Origin of the sequence: Bradyrhizobium sp. 4 (assembly GCF_023100905.1) — a bacterium.
Taxonomy (GTDB): Bacteria; Pseudomonadota; Alphaproteobacteria; order Rhizobiales; family Xanthobacteraceae; genus Bradyrhizobium.
The window spans coordinates 20991-41639 of record NZ_CP064686.1 but is presented as its reverse complement, the minus strand read 5'-3'; the positions used below and the strand labels follow the sequence as shown (position 1 = coordinate 41639).

Here is a 20649-nt window from a genome sequence, read left to right as displayed (position 1 = left end):
TCCCAACCCCATCGACGGCCAAGCCACGCGCACTTCGCGTGGCGACGGTTTCGCACGCCCTGATGAAAGGCTAATCCATGTCCGCCGCCAAGCCGCTCTGGAAAAGTTTTCTGCGGTTCCTCGCACCGTTGATGCTGAGCAACGCGCTGCAATCGCTGTTCGGCACCGTCAGCAACGTCTATCTCGGCCAGATGATCGGGATCGACGCGCTCGCATCGGTCTCGGTGTTCTTTCCGGTGATGTTCTTCCTGTTCGCCTTCGTCATGGGGCTGAGCACCGGCGCCACGGTGCTGATCGGCCAGGCCTATGGTGCTGGCGAGCAGGGCCGGATCAAGCTCATCGTGGGCACGACGCTCGCGATCGGCCTGCTGCTCTCGATTGCAATTGCACTGATCGGCGGGATCTTCAGCCGCCAATTGATGACGATGCTCGCAACGCCTCCGGACATTCTCGACCAGGCCAGCGTCTATGCCCGCGTCATGCTGCTCACCATGCCGCTCGGCTTCGTCTTCTTGCTGACGACGGCGATGATCCGCGGCGTCGGCGACGCGCTGACGCCGCTGCTGGCGCTGGCCTTGTCGACTGCGATCGGCTTGATCCTGACGCCGATTCTGATCCGGGGGTCGTTCGGATTGCCGGCGGCCGGCATCACCAGCCCGGCCTGGGCCGCGGCGATCGCCAACGTTCTGACGCTGATCGCGCTGGCGGCCTATCTGCTGCGAAGAAAACATGCGTTGGCACCGGACGCTGCACTGCTGCGCCATCTGCGGCTCAATCGTGTGGTGCTGGGACAGATCCTCGGCATTGGACTGCCGAGCGCGATCGGTATGGTGGTGATGGCGATCGCCGAGCTGGTGCTGCTCGGCCTCGTCAACGGCTTCGGCTCGAACGCAACCGCAGCCTATGGCGCGGTCAACCAGGTGATGGGCTACACGCAGTTCACGGCGATGTCGATTTCAATCGCGGTCTCGATACTCGGTGCCCAAGCGGTCGGCCGCGGCGACAGAGCGGGGCTCGACGGCATCGTGCGCACCGGACTGGCGTTCAACATCGTCCTGACGGGCGGGCTGGTGGCGCTGATCTATCTCGCGCCGCGCGCCGTGCTGGGCATCTTCATCACTGACGACACCGTGCTCGATCTGGCGAAGGGCTTGCTCAACATCGCGCTGTGGAGCTCGGTGCCGTTCGGCCTGGCGACGGTGTTTTCCGGCGCGATGCGCGCTGCCGGCGTGGCACTGACGCCAATGCTGCTCGCGATCTTCGCCATCGGAGCAATCGAACTACCGTCCGCGGTGATCCTGAGCCGCACGATCGGCCTTGAGGGTGTGTGGGCCGCCTATCCGATCGTATTCTGCGCCATGTTCCTGTTGCAGATGGGCTATTACCTTCTGGTGTGGCGCAAGCGGACGATCCGGCGTCTGCCCTGACGACATCAAGAGATTATGACCGTCATTAAAAGGTGGACCCGCGGGCCGCGCTACGCCACAATGCGAAAAAGCGACGTCAGGGAGAATGATTTTGACCCGCACAGCCCCGCACTTCCTGTTCGATTTCGGCAGTCCGAACGCCTATCTCAGTCATCTCGCAATTCCGGCGATCGAGCAGCGCATCGGCGTCAAGTTCGAGTACGTGCCGATCCTGCTCGGCGGCATCTTCAAGTCGACCAACAACAAGTCGCCGGCCGAGACGCTCGCCGGCGTCAAGAACAAGCGGGAATTCCAGGCGGTCGAGACCGAACGCTTCGTCAAGCGCTTCAAGGTGCAGCCCTATGTCTGGAATCCGTTCTTCCCGGTCAACACGCTGAACCTGATGCGCGCGGCAATCGCGGCGCAGCTCGAAGGCGTGTTCGAGACCTATGTCGAGGCCGCCTTCCACCACATGTGGCGCGAGCCGAAGAAGATGGACGATCCGGAAATCGCGGCGAAGGCGCTGGCGTCCTCCGGCCTCGACGCGCAAAAGCTGTTCACCCGCGCCGGGGAACCCGAGGTGAAGGGCAGACTGATCAAGAACACCGAGGACGCCGTCGCGCGCGGTGCGTTCGGCTCGCCGACCTTCTTTGTCGGCGACGAGATGTTCTTCGGCAAGGAGCAGTTGCGCGAGGTCGAGGAGATGGTGTCGGGGAAGTGATTTTCGTATGATGGACAGATCGAGCCATCATCTCCAACGTCGTCCTGGCGGAAGCCAGGACCCATAATCACCGAAGGGTGTGGCTGTGACGAGCTGGGGCTCCAACTTGCCCGACAATAGGCAGTCGGGGTAATGGGTTCTGGCTTTCGCCAGGACGACGGCAAGAAACAATAAGGACGATCCCATGCGTATCCTCGTGGTCGGCGCTGGCGCCATCGGCGGCTATTTTGGTGGCAGGCTGTTGCAGGCCGGCCGCGACGTCACCTTCCTGGTTCGGCCGCGGCGCGCCAGCGAGCTCGCGAGCGCCGGCCTCGTCATCAAGAGCCCGAACGGCGACGTGACCTTGAAAAATCCGCCGACCGTTCAGGCCGACGCGCTCAAGGACAAGTTCGACGTCGTGCTGCTCAGCTGCAAGGCCTTTGACCTCGACGACGCAATCAAGTCGTTCGCGGCAGCAGTCGGGCCGAATACCGCGATCATCCCGATGCTCAACGGCATGAAGCATCTCGACATCGTCGACGACAAGTTCGGCAAGGAGCGCGTGCTCGGTGGCCTCTGCGCCATCGCCGCAACGCTCGACGAGAAGCGCGAGGTGGTGCAGCTCCAGCCGATGCAGTCGATCAATTACGGCGAGCGCGACGGCAAGCTGTCGGATCGGGTCAAGGCGATCGACGAGGCCTTCAAGAGCGGCATCGCTGGTGCCACCGCCAGCCAGAACATCATGCAGGACATGTGGGAGAAGTGGGTGTTTCTCTCCTCGCTGGCGGCGTCCACCAGCCTGATGCGTACCTCTGTCGGCAACATCCTCGCCGCTCCCGGCGGCAGGGATTTCCTGCTCGGCATGCTGGACGAGACCAGCGCGATCGCCGCCGCCTCAGGCTACACGCCGGGCGGGCCGTTCTTCGAGCGCGTGAAGGGCAACCTCACCACCGAGGGCTCGCCGATGACGGCCTCGATGTTCCGTGACGTCAAGGCCGGCCTGCCGGTCGAAGCCGATCACGTCATCGGCGACCTCATCGCGCGCGCCGACGCCGCCAAGGTGCCAGTCCCGAAGCTGCGCATCGCCTACACGCATTTGAAGGCGTATGAGAAGCAGCGGGCGGGGTAGGCGCACCTTCCGCTATTTGAAGTACGCGAGATAATGCGAGACCGCGGTGATTTCCTCATCGCTCATGTGATAGGCGACATCGGCCATCGCGGCGCCACCGCCGCCGACGCGCTGGCTGCTCTTGTAGTCGTGCAGCGCCTTGACCAGGTATTCCTCGCGCTGGCCCGCGAGCCGCGCGACGGCCTTGGTGCCGGCAAAATTATCCGTATGACATGAGGCGCAGCGGCGGCCGACGGCCACTTGCGCGCCTTTTTTCGACAAGTCCGGATCCTTGTCCTTCGCCGCTATCGGCGGCGTCAGCGCGGCGAAATAGGCGCCGAGATTGCGGACGTCCTCGTTGGTAATCTCCTCGGCGATCGGCTGCATCTGGTCGTTCTTGCGCGAGCCGGCGCGGAAAAAGACGAGCTGCCATTGCAGGAATTGATCGGGCTGGCCGGCCAGCGAGGGAATGTTCTCGGTCTGCGAGATGCCGTTCTCGCCGTGACAGCCGGCGCAGACGGCGGCCTTCTCCTTGATCGCGGCATTGTCGGCGGCGCTTGCGGGGAGAGAGCCGAGTGCGAGGAGCGCAACCGCGCTGATTGCGTGCGAGATGAACTGCCGGCGCATGATTGGAATTTCCGATCTGTCGAACGCTCATTCCGGGGCGGCGAAGCGCGTGCCCGGAGTTCGATAACCCCCGTTCGTCACTATGGGTTCCGGACTTCTACGTAAGCAGGAACGACCGCGTGCGAAATTGAAATGAGAAAGGCTGCGGCGCCCCTCGGCACCGCAGCCTCGTGTCGTCTTAGGCTACTTCTTGCTGTAGCTGATGCGGTAGATCGCGCCGGCCCAATCGTCGGCGACGAGGATCGAGCCATCCTTGGCGAGGATGATGTCGTCGGGACGGCCGAGATAGCCCTGGTCACCCTCGATCCAGCCGGAGGCGAACACTTCCTGCTTGGCGTTCTTGCCGTCGGGACCGACGATCACGCGCATGATGCGGCCGCCCTGGTACTTGTGACGATTCCAGGAGCCATGCTCGGCGATCAGGATGTTGTTCTTGTACTCGGCCGGGAATTGGTCGCCGGTATAGAACTTCATGCCGAGCGGAGCGACGTGAGCGCCGAGGTTCAGCACGGGCGGCGTGAACTCGGAGCATTTGTGGCCCATCGCGAACTTGGTATCCGGCAGGTCACCCTGGTGGCAGTAGGGATAGCCGAAGTGCTCGCCGATCTTGCTGATCATGTTCAGCTTGTCCGAGGGCAGATCGTCGCTGATCCAGTCGCGGGCGTTCTCGGTGAACCAGAACTTGCCGGTGCGCGGATCGACGTCGCCGCCGACCGAGTTGCGAACGCCGAGCGCGTAGATTTCCGCATTGCCGGTCTTGGGATCGACGCGGCGGATCTGCGACACGCTGGTCGGGGGCACGCCGATGTTGAAGGGCGGTCCGAACGGAATGTAGAACCAGCCTTCCTTGTCGACCGCGATGTACTTCCAGCCATGCGCGGCATAGGACGGCATGTCGTCATAGACGACCTTGCCCTCGCCGGGATTGTCGAGCTTGTTTTCGATGTCGTCGTAGCGGATCAGCTTGTCGACCGCGATGACGTAGAGCGCACCGTCCTTGACGGCCAGACCCGTGGGCATGTTCAGCCCCTTGAGGATGGTCTTGACCTCTTTCTTTCCGTTGTTGTCCTTGATGGCGTAGACGTTGCCGAGGCCGAACGAACCGACGAACAGCGTGCCCTTGTCACCCCAGGCCATCTGCCGCGCGGCCAGCACACCGGAGGCGTAGACCTCCATCTTGAAGCCCGGTGGCAGCTTGACCTTCTTGACGATGTTGGCGAGCTCGGAATCGGACGCGCCGGTCGGCGGACCGGACGGCGGCGCCAGGCCCTTCTGCGCCTCGGTCTCGTCGCCGAGGAACCAGTCGTCCGGCGGATGGGTCCAGAACTCCTTGGTGCCGGATTCGTATTTCTTCAGCGGCTTGTTCTTGTCCTGCTGCTGCGCGTGACCGGCGCTTGTCCCCGCGAGAAGGGCAACCGCTGCAAGCGCCAGGACGGATTGAAAGGCGGATTGAAAGACGGATCGATGGAATTTCATCGCGTCACTCCCCTAAGGCAGCCGTCAGGGCTGCACATTTATTTTATTTTGCTATCGAGAGGCGAAGTTCGGACTCTGTCGAGAGGACAGACGCAGAAGGTTAGCACATCTGCGAGCGGTGAGAAGCGCGCCGCGTGCGCCGCGATAGCGCTCAGTAAAAATTGAGACGTAAAGTCAATGATGGCGAATGCCGCGACGACACCGCTCTCGCTGCAGCGCGGAATCAAGATCACGCGCGGCTAATTTGCAGGCAGCAGGAGGTCCGGAACAAAAAAACGCGAAAACAACCCCATGCACAGTAGAAATGCTCTGGCCGCCTTGCTGCCGGTGACGCCGGGTAGACATTTGACGCGTCGAGCGAATTCGCGAAGGTGGCGGCTAAGGGGCGACGGGGTAGGGACCATCGTCGAAAATCGTCTCATGATAGCCTTTCGAGCCGACATCGCGCGCGAGCGTGCTGCGAAAATCGCGCTCATCGCGAAGACAGTTCAGGACATGCGCGAAGTCGAATTCGGGCCGCCAGCCCAGTTCGCGCCGCGCACGCTCATTGACATAGACGCGGTCGATCGCAGGGAACAGCCGCCAGCCGCGCGCAGCAAAGAGCTCCGCACACTCCGGATAGAGCTCGCGCACGACACCGGCCGCGTCACGTGCCAGCGCCGCGAGATGGCGTTGCTCGAACGGGCTCGTGGCCGACAGGATGTAGCGGGCAAACCCGATGTCCGGCGCGCGCTCTGCGGCGAGGAGATGGGCGTTCACCGCGTCCGCGATATCCAGCCGGCGATAGAGCAGCTCGTTGGCCTGCGCGTTCTCCGGCGGGTAAGCCGACCCCATCGCCGGATCGTCATCGTCTTCCGGGAAGAAGCGCGAGGTCCTCAAGACCACGACGGGCAGGCCGCGCTCGCGACAGAACAGCTCGCAGAGAGTTTCGGCCATCAGTTTGGTCGTGCCGTAGACGTTCTTCGGGATCGGCGCCAGGTCCTCGGTGACCCACACCGCGGCTTGGCCCGCGTCGGAGCGGAGTTGCGAGCCGAACGCGCTGGTGGTGCTGGTGAAAACAAAACTGCGCACGCCGGCGGCTGCGGCCGCCTCAAGCAGGTTGAGCGTGCCGGTGACATTGGTGTCGATGAAATCTTGCTTGCTGTGGGTCGCCACATGCGGCTTGTGCAGCGTCGCGGTGTGGATCACCGCGGTGACGCCGTCCATCTGGTGCCGCACGAAATCGGGATCGACGATCGAACCGACGGCGTCGGTGAAGGGCGACGCCTTCAGGTCGATGCCCCGCGCAGGCGAACCGCGCCCGCGGAGCGTGCGGAGAAGGGCCTCGCCAAGATGGCCGGCGCTGCCGGTAACCAGAATCGTCATTCGTGACCCAATACAGCCGCCAGCGGCGTGGAAAACCACGTGCCCGTCCGGTCCGGCTGGATGCTTTGGGAAAATTGGAGCGGGCGAAGGGGCTCGAACCCTCGACCCCGACCTTGGCAAGGTCGTGCTCTACCACTGAGCTACACCCGCATCCTGTGTCGGTCGCATGACTGCGCCGGCAACGGCTGTCGTATGCCAAAAGCGGGAGGGGAATGCAACAGCTACCGGCGGCATAGATTCGCGATCGGAGGCCCGATATCGACCCGAACGCGGCCAAATGACCCAAAAAGGTCCCGGAACCGCCGAATCGGCCCGCATGGATTGAAATTCGGCCGGCCCGGCCCAATTTAGAGCCAACAGCGAAGCATATGAATTGGCGACGTGCTAAAGACCCGCCAATTTCCAGACATCAGACGAGGGGATCCCGTGACGATCATCGACCAGGGTAACGGAGCAGCGGGCCCGGCTGCCGCCGATCTGATCAAGGACACGACCACCCAGACCTTCGTGAAGGACGTCATCGAGGAATCGAAGCACCAGCCGGTGTTGATCGACTTCTGGGCGGAGTGGTGCGGCCCCTGCAAGCAGCTCACGCCTTTGCTGGAAAAAGCGGTCAAGGCCGCCAAGGGCAAGGTCAAGCTGGTCAAGATGAACATCGACCAGCATCCGGCGATCCCGGGCCAGATGGGCATCCAGTCGATTCCGGCGGTGATCGCCTTCGTCAACGGCCAGCCGGCCGACGGCTTCATGGGCGCGGTCCCGGAGAGCCAGCTCAACGCCTTCATCGAGAAGCTGACCAAGGGCGTGACCGCGCCGGGTGAGCCGAATGTCGCGGAAATCCTCCAGGAGGCCGAGGCCGTGCTCGCCGAGGGCGATGCCGCCGCGGCCGCGCAGATCTACGCGGAAGTGCTGCAGCACGAATCGACCAACATCGCCGCCCTTGCCGGGCTCGCGAAATGCTACGCGGTCTCCGGTGCGATGGAGCAGGCCAAGCAGACGCTCGCCATGGTGCCCGAATCCAAGCGCAACGACCCGGCTGTGAAAGCCGTGCAGACCGCGATCGATCTCGCCGAGCAGGCGGAGCAGCTCGGGCCCGTCGCCGAGCTGGAACAGAAAGTCGCCGCAGACCCGCTCGATCATCAGGCCCGATTCGACCTCGCGATCGCGCTGAACGCGCAAGGCAACCGGGCCGCGGCCACCGAGCAGCTGCTCGCGATCGTCAAGCGCGACCGCAAATGGAACGACGACGGCGCCCGCAAGCAGCTGGTGCAGTTCTTCGAGGCCTGGGGCGGCACCGACGATGCAACCGTCGAGGGACGCAAGCGCTTGTCGATCATCCTGTTTTCCTGAAGATGATTGATCCATCACGGCCGGCGGAGCGTTAAGCGTCGTGACTTGATGCGGACAATGGGGACCAGATGCCGATCAACATCGAATATCGCGGCCCCGCCGACCTTCCGGAGATCCTTCCGGTGTTTCCGTTGCCGGGCGCGCTGCTGCTGCCGCGCGGGCAGATGCCGCTCAACATCTTCGAGCCGCGCTACCTCGCGATGATCGACGATGCCTTCCGCGACGGCCATCGCCTGATCGGCATGATCCAGCCCGACATCGCGCATTCGGCCAAGAACTCCGACAAGCCTTCGCTGTTCAGCGTCGGCTGTGTCGGCCGCATCACCCAACTCGCCGAATCCGGTGACGGCCGCTACATCCTCGAGCTCACGGGTGTCTCGCGCTTCAAAGTGCTCGAGGAGCTCGAAGTGCTCACCGCCTACCGTCAGTGCAAGGTGGATTTCTTTGCCTTCGTCGACGACTTCACGCCGCGCATGGGCGAGGACGAGGTCGATCGCGAGGCACTGCTGACGGTCCTGGCAGATTTTTTGAAGGCCAACAACCTCAAGGTCGACTGGGAGGGCGTCGAGACCGCCCCCAACGAAGCGCTCGTCAACGCGCTGGCGATGATGTCGCCCTATGGCGTGGCCGAGAAGCAAGCGATGCTGGAAGCGCCCGACCTGAAGACCCGCGCCGAGATTTTGATCGCGGTGACCGAGATGGACCTCGCGAAGAAGCGCACCAGTGGCGATCCGCCGCTGCAGTGACAGGTGCCTGCGCACCTGCTCAGGAATGATGCCGGATGCGCTTGCGTCCGGTGATCATCGCGCTGATCAGGTTCTCCCGCTGAAGACGCCCCATCATCAGAACGCCCAAGACGTGCAGCACGACCAGGACGATAACCGCGTCGGATGAATAGTGGTGGGTGTCCTCGACCCACCAGACGCCGAAAAAGGTCACGGTCACCGACATCGCGCCTGATATCGTCGAGACCGCGAGCGAGACCAGCAGCGCCACCAGCATCAACGTGCCGGCGGGATTGAGCCCGATATAGCGGCCGGTGATGCCGCGGCGCAGATTCCAGAGATAATTCGGCGCGGCCCGAAGCCTGACGCCGACCATGCGGAAGCGCGAATAGCGGCTTCCCCAAAGACCCCAGACCAGACGGAAGGCAACAAGCCCGAGCACCGTATAACCGATGATGCGGTGAAGTCCGTCATAGATGGTCGGCGTGAACCACGCGGCCAGAACGCAAGCCGCGAGCGCCCAGTGCCAGAGCCGCAGCGGCAGGTCCCAGACCGCGACTGTCCGCGAAGCGGTTCGATCCGCGGGGGTCCGGTTGGACTCCCCGCGTGCGTGCGGCACCGTTTCTTCGATCAAGCGAGGACCACCCTCAGGCATGACTTTGCGCAGACCATTTGCGCGCAGACCATCTGGCGCGGTCTACTTCGCAATCGTGTGCTTCAGGCTGAGATCTTCGGGGCTGTAGAACAGCTCGTAAAGCTTGCCTTCCTTGACGCCGTAGACCTCGTAGCACGAGCCTTCGATCTTGGAGCGCCGCACCTCGTAGCCGAGCGCCTTGGCCTTGGCTTCGGCTTCGCTCGCCGGCTTCCACGACGCCTTGTCGAGCTTGGTGCAGTCCTTGAAACCGTCGGCCAAGGCGGCCGATCCCATCCCAATCCCGATCGTCAATGCAACGGCAACAACACGAATAACCTTCACGAACGTCTCCTCTTCTGTCGTGGGCGCTACGCCCTGGGGCGAAGCGGGACCGAAGGAAGCAAAGCACATGATGAAGTCAATGCGGTTCGCGGCCGGCTCGCTTTAGAGTTATTCTAACGATCCGAAAAAGATCAGCGCTCTCCGTATGCAGCGCGCATTTGAGACGACACTGCGGCCTTACGTCTCACGATTTGCGCGCAGCCAATCCGACCAAGAGAGACGTCCTCGCACGCCGCGGCTGACGACAAAACCCATGCCCCGCGCCTTCGCATCCGAAAGGGCGATCGGCAGGATCCTTCGATGCAGCTTCCTCGCATCCTGATATTGGCGGGCGAAGGTAACGAGATCGAGCGCTTCGGGGCCGCCAATCTCCGTGCGCTCGCCGCGCAGCCCGTCGAACGCGCAAGTCACGACATGAGCGGCCACATCGGACGTGTCGACGGGATCGAACGTCGTGGTCGGCACCGGCCAGAGCGGAAGCCAGGCGAGGCCCGAGAGGAACTTGTCGAGCAAATAGTAGAACGGCATTGCGCGAACCACGGACCATGACAGGGCCGACGCACGCACCAGCCGCTCGCCGGCCAGCTTGACCCGGGCGTAGGGCAAGGTCGCCTCGTCGAGGCCGACGATCGAGACGTGAAGGAAGTGCCGCACCCCGGCCCGCCCGCAGAGCTGCAACAGCCGCTCGGTGCCCTCGACGTCCACGGCAGAGGGCGACCTGAAGAAGTCTATCGGGCGAACGCCGCCACGCCGCGCGATCGGCGAATAGGTCGCCGCATTGATGACCGTGTCGACCTCGCGCAACGCCTCTCGCAGTCCCGCGCCTGTCGCGAGGTCTCCGTTCGCCCATTCCACATCCGGCCGCGCGCCCGGCGTTCGCGCAAACACCCGGACGCGTCGCCTGTCCTGAACGAGACGACCGACGATATCGCGACCGAGATGACCCGTGCCTCCGGTGACCAGCGTGACCGGCATATGTCAGCCCCTGCCAATCTTGCGCGGCGGCTCGCCGGTCGGAATGAGGACGGTCTCGCCCGTTGCCACGAGCGACAGTTCGCCATGCTCATCTGCTGCGAACAGCTCGGCACGGGCGAACGCCTGCCCGCGCCCGGCACGAAGGGTCATTCCCTTGGCGATGAAAAGGCGACCGATGGCCGGCTTGAGGCAGTTCATGGAAAAATGAGACGCGGTGACCGAGCCCGCCAAGGTCGCGGCAGCAAAGCCGCAGGCGGTGTCGAGCAAGGCTGCAATCAGGCCGGCGTGCAGATGCCCGGAATATTGGGTGAAGTCGTCACGCCATGTCATGCGGATGGTCGCTTTGCCGTTGCCGGCCGCAACCACTTCAAAGCCAGCGAGGCGGTTGAACGCCGCGGATGCGTTCACGGCGCCGAGCGTTGGCAGATCAAATCCGAAGCTTTCGCTCACGTCATGCTCCATCGTGGAGCCCGGTTGTCGAGATTGCTCGCCACGGCCTCTAAATGGTTGGCAGATCCGAGCAGGGCTGCCTGCTCGGCGGTCTCCGCAGCAAGCCCCGTCGCCACGTCGGACGCCGCAGAAGGATTGAGCAGCCGCTTGGCCGCGCGGATCGCAGCGGGGCTGCGCCGGGCAATTTCATGCGCCGTTGCCAGCGCGGCCCCGACAGGATCTTCGGCGAGCTGCGTCGCAAAGCCATACGCAAGCGCCTGTTCGGCCGAGAAGACGCGGCCCGTATAGGTCAGCTCGCGAACAACGTCGTCGCGCGCAAGGTGACGCATCAATTGCGTGCCGCACATATCGGGCACGAGGCCCCATTTCGTCTCGATGATAGCGAGTTTCGTTGCGGGTGCGAGATAGCGGAGGTCTGCACCGAGCGCGAGTGGAAGCCGCCGCCGAAGGCGACGCCATGCACCGCTGCGATCACAGGCACCGGCAACTCACGCCAGAGCCAGACCAGATGCTGGGCATAATTGGCGATGCCATGCGTTCGCCGCGTCAGGTCGATCGACGGAATCAGCGCTTCGCCGTTCGCAGTGGCGACGAGCCGATCGAGGTCGAGGCCCGCGCAGAATGCACGCCCTTCGCCGGACAGGACGACGGCACGGATGTCGTTGCGCGCACCAAGCTGCGTACCGGTCTCGATGATCGCCGCGAACATCGCCGGGTCTAGCGCATTCATCTTGTCCGGGCGGTTGAGCCGGACATGGGCGACGCCGCTATCGATGATCAGCCGGACACGATTTTCCATGACACTGCTCCGGTGGGTCCGTGGGTTGTCGGCGCGTCGCTCAGTAGCCGGCGACCGCCATGACGACGACGGCACTGAGCGCCATCCATCCAAAATGCCGGCCGCGGGTGGCCCATGCGTTGGCGAGAGCAGAGAAGCCGAACACACCGGCCATGGTGACGACGATCCAGTGGCGCGCCGACTCCGATTGCATCCAGGGCGCCGCGATCAGGAGCACACCGCCGCCGATCCAGGCGACGGTAGAGGCCTGCCAGACCAGGCGGATCAGGGTGCGGAGCCGTTCCGGCTCGATGCGAGCGCGGGCAAAGACCTTGGTCTCGCCGAGAATGCCATGAACGAGGGCCACGGCAATGGTCACGATCCCGGCGCACTGGAGCAAGAGATCACGCATCGTCAAAGCTCCCTGCAAATCTGATCCATACAGTTATGTATGGTGAGATAGGCGCTGGCCTGCCGGCTGTCAATACACTAGTGTATGGTTTGCATCCGGAACCCGACATGACCGAACAGCTGACCGCCGACGACTGGATCAAACAGGGCCTGAAGGCGCTCGCGCGAGACGGCTTCACCGCGCTGAAGGCCGATCCGCTGGCGAAAGCCATGGGGGTCTCGCGCGGCAGCTTCTATTGGCATTTCGCCGATCTCGGCGCGTTCCATGCTGCTCTCTTGAAGCGCTGGCGCGAGATCGCGGCCGAGCAGATCATCGGCGATGTCGAGACGGACAGCGACGAGCCGCTGAAAGCGCTGCTGCGCAGGACCTTTGGCGCGCGGCTCGACCTCGAGCGCGCGGTGCGGAACTGGGCGGCCTTCGATGCAGCGGCACAATCGGCGGTGCGTGCCATCGACCGGCGCAGGCTCGACTATATCGAGGAGCTGCTGAGGAAGCGCGGGTTCGAGGCGGCGACGGCGCGAGCCCGCGCCCAAATCCTGTACTGGACGTTTCTCGGCTTCGCCCTGTCGGGGCCGCCATTGCCCGCCGCACGGCTCGAGGGCCTGCTCGACGAGATCCTGCGGATGGTTTCCGCTTGAGGCGACGCGATGGGCTGCCACGATTTTTTATGCTAGAGGCAACCGACCGCCGGAGACCCCCATGAACGCGCCCACCGAACGCCCCGAAGCCAGCGTCGATCCCAAATTGCTGGAGATTCTGGTCTGCCCGCTGACCAAGGGTCCGCTGGAGTTCGATTCTGCAAAGCAGGAGCTGATCTCGCGCAGCGCCAGGCTGGCCTATCCGATCCGCGACGGCATCCCGATCATGCTGCCGGAAGAGGCTCGCAAGATCGATTGAGAGACTTGTGGCCCGTTGAGAGACTTGTAGCCCGGATGGAGCGCAGCGAAATCCGGGCTACCGAAAATTCTACAACGCCTCGCCCTTCAACAACCGCGGTATCTCACCGGTCAAACCCGCGGCCTGGCGGATGAACAGGTTCTTCAGCGGCGGGGCGCGATCGACCAGGCCGAGGCCGATGTCGCGCACAGTGCGCAGCAGCGTCGATTGGTTGGAGAACAGGAAGTTCAGCGAGTTGGTGGCAACGCCCATCGCCATGGTGTCGAAGCGGCGCCAGCGCTGGTAACGTTCGAGTACGTCGGCGGCGCCGAGATCCATGCCGAGCCGCGCGGCATCCACGACGACCTCGGCCAGCGCGGCGACGTCCTTCAGCCCCATGTTGAGACCTTGGCCCGCAATGGGATGGATGACGTGGGCGGAATCGCCGACCAGCGCGAGTCGCTGGGCAATGAAGGAGCGTGCCACGAAATAGGACAGCGGAAACGCGCGCGGCTTGTCGAGCGCCTTCACCTCGCCGAGATGCAGGCCGAAGCGCTGCTCCAGCTCGCCGTGAAATTCCTCGTCGCTCAACGCAACGATACGCGCGGCTTCGCTGCGGCGCTCGGTCCATACCAGCGAGGAGCGCTTGCCCGAAAGCGGCAGGATCGCGAACGGACCCGCCGGCAGAAAATGCTCTTCGGCGCGGCCCTCGTGATCGCGCTCATGGCCGACGGTGACGACGATGCCGGATTGATCGTATTCCCAGCCATGGGTGGCGATGCCGGCGCGCTCGCGCAGTTTCGACTTCGCACCGTCGGCCGCGACCAGGAGGCTCGCTGCAATCACGCTGCCGTCGCCGAGCGTCACGTCGATACCTTCGGCCCGCGCGTCGTAAGACGACACGGTGGTTGCGCGGAGATCGATGCCCTCGGCCTCGGCGCCTACCACCAGCGCATCGATCAGGCGGCGGTTCTCGACCATATGCGCGAAGGGCTCGCCCGGCGCGACATCGCCGGCAAAGTTGAGGAACGCCGGGCGGGTGGCGTCTTCCAGCTTGGAATCGGTGACGACCATGTCGAGGATCGGCTGCGCCTCACCCCTGACGTCCTCCCAGGCGCCGATCGCCTCGAACAAGCGGCGGCAGGCCGCCACGATCGCGGTGGCGCGCGGGTCGCGGCTGGGACGGGTCCCGAGCGCGGGGTCGGCGACGATGACGGGGATCTCGGGGCCGAGCCCCTGGCGCAGCGCCAAGGCTAGCGCCAGGCCCGCAAACGCGCCGCCACCAATGACAATGCTACCCTGTACCGACATACCCAATTCCCGGCTAAGTCTTCGCGTTTTCTTGGTCTTGCTACCAGACTTGAGGTGGGCGAAACAGTGCGGTGAAACAAGGGCGGAAAGCCCCCATTGTGTCATTCCGGAGCAGCGAAGCCGGGGCGGCAAGGCGAAAGCTGAATTCCATGTCCAAGAGCCTGATCGACCTCATCTCGATCCTCGACCTCGAACAGCTCGAGGTGAACCTGTTCCGCGGCAACAGTCCGAAGACCAGCTGGCAACGGGTATTCGGCGGCCAGGTGATCGGGCAGGCGATGGTTGCGGCGTGCCGCACCGTCGAGGGCCGGCTGCCGCATTCGCTGCATTGCTATTTCATCCTGCCGGGCGATCCGCAGATCCCGATCATCTACCAGGTCGAGCGCCTGCGCGACGGCAAGAGCTACTCGACGCGCCGCGTCACCGCGATCCAGCACGGCAACGCGATCTTCTCGATCATGGTGTCGTTCCACGCGGAGGAAGAGAGCGCGTTCGATCATCAGGACAAGATGCCCGACGTGCCGCCGCCGGAAAAGCTGACGGCGGAGGAGGTGGCGAAGCAGCCGATGTTCAAGGAGATGCCGGAGTTCATCCGCCGCTACTATGAGTCCGACCGTCCGATCGAGCTGCGCCCGGTCGAGCTCGGCCGTTATTTCGGTGAAAGGATCGAGGACGGCCGCATCCATGTCTGGATCAAGACCGCAGCGACGCTGCCGGATGATCCGGCGCTGCACATGTGCGCGCTGGCCTACGCGTCCGACTTCTCGCTGCTCGATGCGATCATGGCGCGCTACGGCCGCACGCTGTTCGACAAGCGCATGATGCCGGCGAGCCTCGACCACGCGATGTGGTTTCACCGCCCGTTCCGCGCCGACGAATGGCTGCTCTACGCACAGGATTCGCCGAGCGCCCGAAGCGGCCGCGGCTTGACCCGTGGTTCGATCTTCAAGCCCGACGGCACGCTGGTGGCTTCCGTCGCGCAGGAAGGCTCGGTGCGCGAGCGGAGAGCCTAGGAGGCATAAGCACGATCGATCGCGCTTATGCCTCTCGCGGTCAGGCCCGGAGCGATCCCCGCGGAGCCAGCACGGTCTCCGACGCGAACCAGTTCATGATCCAGCGATACACCCACGGGATCGGGATGATGAAGCCGCACAGGAATGCGGCCACGATGCCGCGCCAGAGAATCCCGAGACCGCTGCCGTTGAAGACGATCTCGCGCCGCGTGCCTTCGATGCTGCGGCAGAACCAGCGCATCTGAGCCGCGGCGACCCAGGCCCAGCCGATGATGGTGATGATGGAGATCGCGAACAGCAGGCTCCAGCCGACATAGGCCCAGACCGTGCCGGTGAAGCTCAGGCCGAGCGGCTGCCCGTTGGAGGCGAGGTTCGCGACCATCCATTTGATCAGGAGCCAGTAGAGAGCGATCTGGGCGATGAACAGCAAATTGCTCAGCAAGGGGACACCGATCAACCCGATCACGATCGCCAGAACGATGAAGCCGAAATACCAGGGCACCAGCGCCATCGCATTCCCGGTGAAGCTGAGATTGGGCCGCCCGGGGACCTTCACGCAGGACACGATCCATTTCGTGTACCAGACGAACACCCACGGCACCGGGATGATGAAGCACATGCCGATCAGCATCACGATGCTGCGCCACGTGAACTCGAGGATGCCGAAATCGACCGCCAGCGATCCTCCGCCGCCACCGCCGCCGTAGCCTCCGGAACCCATCATGGGCGGGCCACCCGCGGGCACCATCGGGGGAGCACCGCCGCCGCCGATCAGGCCGGGGATTTCGGCGGCCTTCTGCCAGCCGGCCATGCCTTCCGACCACACCAGCGTATCCGGACGCACGACACCCTGGGCAACGAGATCGCGGAATTGCCCTTCCGGATAGGGGCCCTGCTGCTTACCCTCGGATGCGTAGAACCAACTCGCCATGAAACGTCCCCCTCGAACATAGTTTTGTACCGGCCGCGACGCTTGGGTTCATCGCATCCATTCCAAAAACGCATTGTGGAGGATGAACGGCTGCCCTGTACAGAGGCGGTCGTTCACATCGCCCAACGATTTTCCGCTTCAATCTGCAAGTTTTTTATGCCATTTGCCCGGAAAGATGCCAGATTGACGCTGCGCCGGGGACATACGGCGCGGCGCATCCCGGGGAATAGGCCTGACCATGAAACTCGTCGTCGCGATCATCAAACCCTTCAAGCTCGATGAAGTCCGCCAGGCGCTGACGGCGATCGGCGTCCATGGCATGACCGTGACTGAAGTGAAGGGCTATGGCCGCCAGAAGGGCCACACCGAGATTTATCGCGGCGCCGAATATGTCGTGAATTTCCTGCCGAAGCTGCGGATCGAGATCGCGGTTGCCTCCGATATCGCCGAGAAGGCCGTCGCCGTCATCACCGCGACCGCGCGCACCGGCCAGATCGGCGACGGCAAGATCTTCGTCACGCCAATCGACCACGCGACCCGCATTCGCACCGGCGAGACCGACAGCGACGCGCTCTAGATTTTTGCTTTGACGCGTTTTCTTTTCGCGAACCGGTATCCGCTTCGCTCGAAAACGCTCTTCTTCGATCGCACCGGGCAACGGCGCCACAGCGTGCGACGCAATCAATAGCTGGGGGAAACGACATGGCGGGATTGTTGCGCCGCGCGGCTGCTATCGCCGCGCCGATCGGACTTGTGTCGATCATGGCTTCGCCGGCGCGTGCCGCGGGCTCCGAGATCAACACCGCCGACACTGCCTGGATGATCGTCGCCACCGCGCTGGTGCTGATGATGACGATCCCGGGGCTCGCGCTGTTCTATTCCGGCATGGTGCGCAAGAAGAACGTGCTCGCGACCATGGCGCAGAGCCTCGCCGCGGTGACGATCATCTCCATTCTCTGGGTCGCGTTCGGCTATTCGCTGTGCTTCGTCGGCGACGGCCCGTGGATCGGCACGCTCGACCGCTGGTTTCTCGCCGGCATGACCATGGACAGCGTCAACCCGGCCGCGAAGACGATCCCGGAAGCGCTGTTCATGCTGTACCAGATGACGTTTGCGATCATCACGGTGGCGCTGGTCGCGGGCGCGGTGGCTGACCGGATGCGGTTCTCCGCTTATCTGCTGTTCTCCGTGGCATGGTTCATCTTCGTATACATTCCACTGGCGCATTGGGTCTGGGGCGGCGGCTTCCTCGCCAGCATGGGCGTGCTGGATTTCGCCGGCGGCCTCGTGGTGCATCTGTCGGCCGGCACCGCCGGCCTCGTCGCGGCGAAGGTGATGGGACGCCGTCATGGCTACGGCACCGAAAATCTCTCGCCGTTCGATCTGTCGCTTGCGGTGATGGGCACCGGCCTGTTGTGGGTCGGCTGGTTCGGCTTCAACGGCGGCTCGGCGGGCGCAGCCAATTCGCGCGCGGTGCTGGCGATCATCGCGACCCATCTGGCAGCCTGCTCCGGCGCGCTGACCTGGGGTGCGATCGAATGGTCGACGCGGCGCAAGCCATCCGTGCTCGGCATGATCTCCGGCGCGGTCGCCGGCCTCGGCACCATCACGCCGGCCTCGGGTTTCGTGGCGCCCTGGCACGGTATCGTCATCGGCGTGATCGCAGGCCTCGTCTGCTACTGGGCCTGCACCTGGCTGAAGCACCGCTTCGACTATGACGATTCGCTCGACGTGTTCGGCGTCCACGGCATCGGCGGGATGACCGGGACCCTGCTGGCCGGCGTGTTCGCAACCAGCGCGATCGGCGGCACCGCCGGCCTGCTCGAGGGCCATCCGCAGCAGCTTCTGATCCAGCTGTACGGGGTCGCCGTCACCTTCGCCTGGTCGGCCGGCGTGAGCTTCGTCCTGCTCAAGCTGGTCGGCCTGTTCGTGCCATTGCGCGTCTCCCGCGAGCACGAGCTCGAAGGACTGGATATTTCGCAGCACGGCGAGGCGCTGCAGTAATTGGGCTTGCGCGACACATAAGCAAATGCTTATGTGTCGCCATGATCGAAGCCGATATCTTCAAGGCGCTGGCCGACCCGACCCGCCGCAAGGTCTTTGAAAAGCTTGCCGGCGGAAGCCTGAATGCGAGCGCCTTGCGCGACGGATTGGAAATCAGCCAACCGGCGATGTCGCAGCATCTTGCGGTGCTGCGCGGGGCGGGCCTGGTGCGCGAACAGCGGCAGGGCCGCTTTGTGAATTACGAGGTCGATCCCGAAGGAATCGTCGCCATCGGGGCCTGGCTTGCGCGCTACCGCGCCTATTGGCCGAAACGCATGGATGCCCTCGCCGATCTCTTGAAGGAGATGGATCAATGAGTGACGCCGTGAAGCCTGATCCCTCCGACGCGGCGCTCGTGCTCGAATATCAATTCGATGCGCCGCCGGCCAAGGTCTGGCGCGCGGTGACCATTCCGGCTTTGCGCGAGCGCTGGCTGCCGGATTGCGATCTTGCGGGCGCCGAGCCGGAGACATCGATCCCGGGTCAAGAGGTGCGCTATCGGCTTCGCGATTCCGAACCGCCGTTTCGCGAAAGCCATGTCATCTTCCGGATCGAGCCGAACGAGGACGGCGGCACCCGCTTTCGCATCATCCAGCAAGCCTGCGATATCGGCATGAAGCTGCCGCAGCCAGCCAACAGCAATGGCTGCCTGATGCGCGCGGCCGCCTAACACCGACACCACTTCATCACCCCGCAGAAACGGAGGTCGCCGATGCGCGACATGCTTCAGCTCGTCCCTATGGTCGTCGAACAATCCGCCCGCGGCGAACGATCCTTTGACATCTATTCGCGCCTGCTGCGCGAGCGCATCATCTTCCTCAACGGCGAGGTCAATGATGCGATGTCCGGACTGGTCTGCGCGCAGCTCTTGTTTCTGGAGGCGGAGAATCCGAACAAGCCGATCAATCTCTACATCAATTCCTATGGCGGCGTGGTCACCGCTGGCCTTGCGATGTACGACACCATGCAGTTCATCAAGGCGCCGGTGCATACGCTGTGCATGGGCACCGCACGCTCCATGGGCTCGTTCCTGCTGATGGCGGGCGAGCCCGGTCACCGCGCCGCCCTGCCCAATGCGAGCCTTCACGTGCATCAGCCGCTCGGCGGTTTTCAGGGCCAGGCGTCCGACGTCCTGATCCATGCCACCGAGATGCAGGAAACCAAGCGGCGCATCATCCGGCTCTATGCCCAGCATTGCGGGCGCTCCGAGCCGGACGTGGAACGAACCCTGGACCGCGACCACTTCATGACAGCGCAGCAGGCGGTCGACTGGGGGTTGATCGACCGGGTGTTCGCGGAACGCAGCGCCGCCTGACGGTCTCTGCCGGCGACCGTCCGGCAAGCCTCGCCTCGCCCAAGCTGGTTGGCCGGTTGCGCGTATTCCGTGAGCACAAGTGCGAAGGGGCCGATATTTCGCAGCACGACAAGCCCTCCAATAGGCGCCCGCCTTACGGAAATACCTTTCTGCTGCCCGACGCATGAGCACCAATGTGTCGGCAGCTTGACGTGCCTTTATTTTAATCAGCCATGGTCAGGTATTGAGCGCGGCGTAATAGCGCACTGCACCGCAATACGCGTCGAACGCGAAAACACCCGTTTTCATAGTCCGTTAGGCAACACGCCCGATCTGGCACGGCATTTGATTCTATGGGTCCTGGCTGTGCCCGCGTAGTGAACTTTCTCCCTCGTGGCGAACCAGTCGAGAAACGCCCGGCCACGTCCGGACCGGGCCCAAGCGGGGATAGGACCCATGAAAATTGTTATGGCGATTATTAAGCCATTCAAGCTGGAAGAAGTCCGTGACGCCCTGACCGCCATCGGCGTTCACGGTCTCACGGTGACGGAAGTCAAGGGATATGGCCGCCAGAAGGGCCATACGGAAATCTATCGCGGCGCCGAATATGCCGTGAGCTTCCTGCCCAAGATCAAGATCGAGGTCGCTGTCGCCTCCGACCAGGTCGACAAGACCATCGACGCCATCACGACCGCTGCGAAAACCGGACAGATCGGCGACGGCAAGATCTTCGTCATCAATCTCGACCATGCGGTTCGTATCCGCACCGGCGAGGCCGATGCTGCGGCCCTTTGATTTCGCGCTCAATCAAAATTCAATCAGGAGTAAATGAA

Annotated in this window: 24 protein-coding genes, 1 tRNA gene and 1 pseudogene; 14 read left to right on the top strand and 12 right to left on the bottom strand. The window is 63.7% G+C overall.

Translation table 11 applies throughout. The annotated features are described in order from the left end of the window. Positions 1-77: 77 nt before the first annotated feature. The 3 genes from IVB45_RS00220 (at position 78) to panE (ending at position 3235) form a co-directional block, all read left to right on the top strand. Positions 78-1427: an MATE family efflux transporter gene (locus IVB45_RS00220; protein WP_247357332.1), complete on the top strand. Its 1350-nt coding sequence runs from the start codon at positions 78-80 to the stop codon at positions 1425-1427. A gap of 85 nt (positions 1428-1512) precedes the next feature. Then, entirely contained in the window at positions 1513-2127 is a 615-nt protein-coding gene (locus IVB45_RS00215; RefSeq protein WP_247357333.1) for a 2-hydroxychromene-2-carboxylate isomerase, read from the top strand. Between the two features lie 184 nt (positions 2128-2311). Beyond that, entirely contained in the window at positions 2312-3235 is a 924-nt protein-coding gene (panE, locus tag IVB45_RS00210) for a 2-dehydropantoate 2-reductase (protein ID WP_247357334.1), read from the top strand. Positions 3236-3247: 12 nt separating this feature from the next. On the opposite strand, the gene IVB45_RS00205 is transcribed toward panE, so the two are convergent. The 4 genes from IVB45_RS00205 to IVB45_RS00190 all read right to left on the bottom strand — a co-directional run bounded on the left by IVB45_RS00205 (position 3248) and on the right by IVB45_RS00190 (position 6832). Then, positions 3248-3841 (bottom strand): c-type cytochrome, encoded by a 594-nt coding sequence (locus IVB45_RS00205; RefSeq protein ID WP_247357335.1) that lies wholly within the window; start codon positions 3839-3841, stop codon positions 3248-3250. 183 nt (positions 3842-4024) lie between these two features. After that, a complete protein-coding gene (locus IVB45_RS00200) occupies positions 4025-5317 on the bottom strand; it encodes a PQQ-dependent sugar dehydrogenase (RefSeq protein ID WP_247357336.1) in 1293 nt (430 codons plus the stop codon). A 378-nt stretch (positions 5318-5695) separates the two neighbouring features. Then, entirely contained in the window at positions 5696-6682 is a 987-nt protein-coding gene (locus IVB45_RS00195; protein WP_247357337.1) for an NAD(P)-dependent oxidoreductase, read from the bottom strand. Positions 6683-6757: 75 nt separating this feature from the next. Next, positions 6758-6832, bottom strand: a tRNA-Gly gene (locus IVB45_RS00190). 276 nt (positions 6833-7108) lie between these two features. Here IVB45_RS00190 and trxA point away from each other — a divergent pair. After that, complete coding sequence (trxA, locus tag IVB45_RS00185; protein WP_027566282.1) at positions 7109-8032, top strand: thioredoxin; 924 nt, start codon at positions 7109-7111, stop codon at positions 8030-8032. 68 nt (positions 8033-8100) lie between these two features. Continuing rightward, positions 8101-8778, top strand: a complete 678-nt coding sequence (locus IVB45_RS00180) for an LON peptidase substrate-binding domain-containing protein (RefSeq protein ID WP_027514858.1) — start codon at positions 8101-8103, stop codon at positions 8776-8778. Positions 8779-8797: 19 nt separating this feature from the next. On the opposite strand, the gene IVB45_RS00175 is transcribed toward IVB45_RS00180, so the two are convergent. The 6 genes and pseudogenes from IVB45_RS00175 to IVB45_RS00150 form a co-directional block, all read right to left on the bottom strand. Beyond that, a complete protein-coding gene (locus tag IVB45_RS00175; protein ID WP_247285007.1) occupies positions 8798-9391 on the bottom strand; it encodes a cytochrome b/b6 domain-containing protein in 594 nt (197 codons plus the stop codon). 63 nt (positions 9392-9454) lie between these two features. Beyond that, a complete protein-coding gene (locus IVB45_RS00170; RefSeq protein ID WP_247357338.1) occupies positions 9455-9733 on the bottom strand; it encodes a PepSY domain-containing protein in 279 nt (92 codons plus the stop codon). Between the two features lie 177 nt (positions 9734-9910). Further along, positions 9911-10708 (bottom strand): NAD(P)H-binding protein, encoded by a 798-nt coding sequence (locus IVB45_RS00165; protein ID WP_247357339.1) that lies wholly within the window; start codon positions 10706-10708, stop codon positions 9911-9913. Positions 10709-10711: 3 nt separating this feature from the next. Continuing rightward, entirely contained in the window at positions 10712-11158 is a 447-nt protein-coding gene (locus IVB45_RS00160) for a PaaI family thioesterase (RefSeq protein ID WP_247357340.1), read from the bottom strand. Next, positions 11155-11957, bottom strand: a pseudogene (locus tag IVB45_RS00155) (crotonase/enoyl-CoA hydratase family protein). The gene IVB45_RS00160 and the pseudogene IVB45_RS00155 overlap by 4 nt, the downstream one beginning before the upstream one ends. Positions 11958-11997: 40 nt before the next feature. After that, the gene (locus tag IVB45_RS00150) at positions 11998-12348 is read right to left on the bottom strand and encodes a hypothetical protein (RefSeq protein WP_247357341.1); all 351 of its coding nucleotides are present in this window, start codon (positions 12346-12348) and stop codon (positions 11998-12000) included. 107 nt (positions 12349-12455) lie between these two features. Between IVB45_RS00150 and IVB45_RS00145 the strand changes: the two genes are divergently transcribed. Further along, entirely contained in the window at positions 12456-12986 is a 531-nt protein-coding gene (locus IVB45_RS00145; RefSeq protein ID WP_247357342.1) for a TetR/AcrR family transcriptional regulator, read from the top strand. 61 nt (positions 12987-13047) lie between these two features. Continuing rightward, positions 13048-13245: a Trm112 family protein gene (locus tag IVB45_RS00140; protein ID WP_027514851.1), complete on the top strand. Its 198-nt coding sequence runs from the start codon at positions 13048-13050 to the stop codon at positions 13243-13245. A 69-nt stretch (positions 13246-13314) separates the two neighbouring features. Here IVB45_RS00140 and IVB45_RS00135 read toward each other — a convergent pair whose 3' ends face one another. Next, positions 13315-14535, bottom strand: a complete 1221-nt coding sequence (locus IVB45_RS00135; RefSeq protein WP_247357343.1) for a ubiquinone biosynthesis hydroxylase — start codon at positions 14533-14535, stop codon at positions 13315-13317. A gap of 149 nt (positions 14536-14684) precedes the next feature. Between IVB45_RS00135 and tesB the strand changes: the two genes are divergently transcribed. After that, positions 14685-15548 carry an acyl-CoA thioesterase II gene (tesB, locus tag IVB45_RS00130; protein WP_018459668.1) on the top strand — a complete coding sequence of 288 codons (864 nt, stop codon included), beginning with the start codon at positions 14685-14687 and terminating at the stop codon, positions 15546-15548. 40 nt (positions 15549-15588) lie between these two features. Here tesB and IVB45_RS00125 read toward each other — a convergent pair whose 3' ends face one another. Continuing rightward, complete coding sequence (locus IVB45_RS00125; protein ID WP_247357344.1) at positions 15589-16479, bottom strand: DUF4339 domain-containing protein; 891 nt, start codon at positions 16477-16479, stop codon at positions 15589-15591. Positions 16480-16717: 238 nt separating this feature from the next. Here IVB45_RS00125 and IVB45_RS00120 point away from each other — a divergent pair, with 238 nt between their 5' ends. The 6 genes from IVB45_RS00120 to IVB45_RS00095 all read left to right on the top strand — a co-directional run bounded on the left by IVB45_RS00120 (position 16718) and on the right by IVB45_RS00095 (position 20611). After that, positions 16718-17056, top strand: a complete 339-nt coding sequence (locus IVB45_RS00120) for a P-II family nitrogen regulator (RefSeq protein ID WP_007598647.1) — start codon at positions 16718-16720, stop codon at positions 17054-17056. Between the two features lie 125 nt (positions 17057-17181). Next, positions 17182-18483, top strand: a complete 1302-nt coding sequence (locus IVB45_RS00115; protein ID WP_027566271.1) for an ammonium transporter — start codon at positions 17182-17184, stop codon at positions 18481-18483. Between the two features lie 41 nt (positions 18484-18524). Continuing rightward, a complete protein-coding gene (locus IVB45_RS00110; protein ID WP_027566270.1) occupies positions 18525-18839 on the top strand; it encodes a metalloregulator ArsR/SmtB family transcription factor in 315 nt (104 codons plus the stop codon). After that, the gene (locus tag IVB45_RS00105) at positions 18836-19192 is read left to right on the top strand and encodes a hypothetical protein (protein WP_247357345.1); all 357 of its coding nucleotides are present in this window, start codon (positions 18836-18838) and stop codon (positions 19190-19192) included. The genes IVB45_RS00110 and IVB45_RS00105 overlap by 4 nt, the downstream gene beginning before the upstream one ends. Positions 19193-19234: 42 nt before the next feature. Further along, positions 19235-19837, top strand: coding sequence for an ATP-dependent Clp protease proteolytic subunit (locus IVB45_RS00100; RefSeq protein ID WP_247357346.1), 603 nt, complete (start codon positions 19235-19237; stop codon positions 19835-19837). Between the two features lie 435 nt (positions 19838-20272). Beyond that, positions 20273-20611, top strand: a complete 339-nt coding sequence (locus IVB45_RS00095; RefSeq protein ID WP_007598642.1) for a P-II family nitrogen regulator — start codon at positions 20273-20275, stop codon at positions 20609-20611. The last annotated feature ends 38 nt before the right edge of the window (positions 20612-20649 follow it).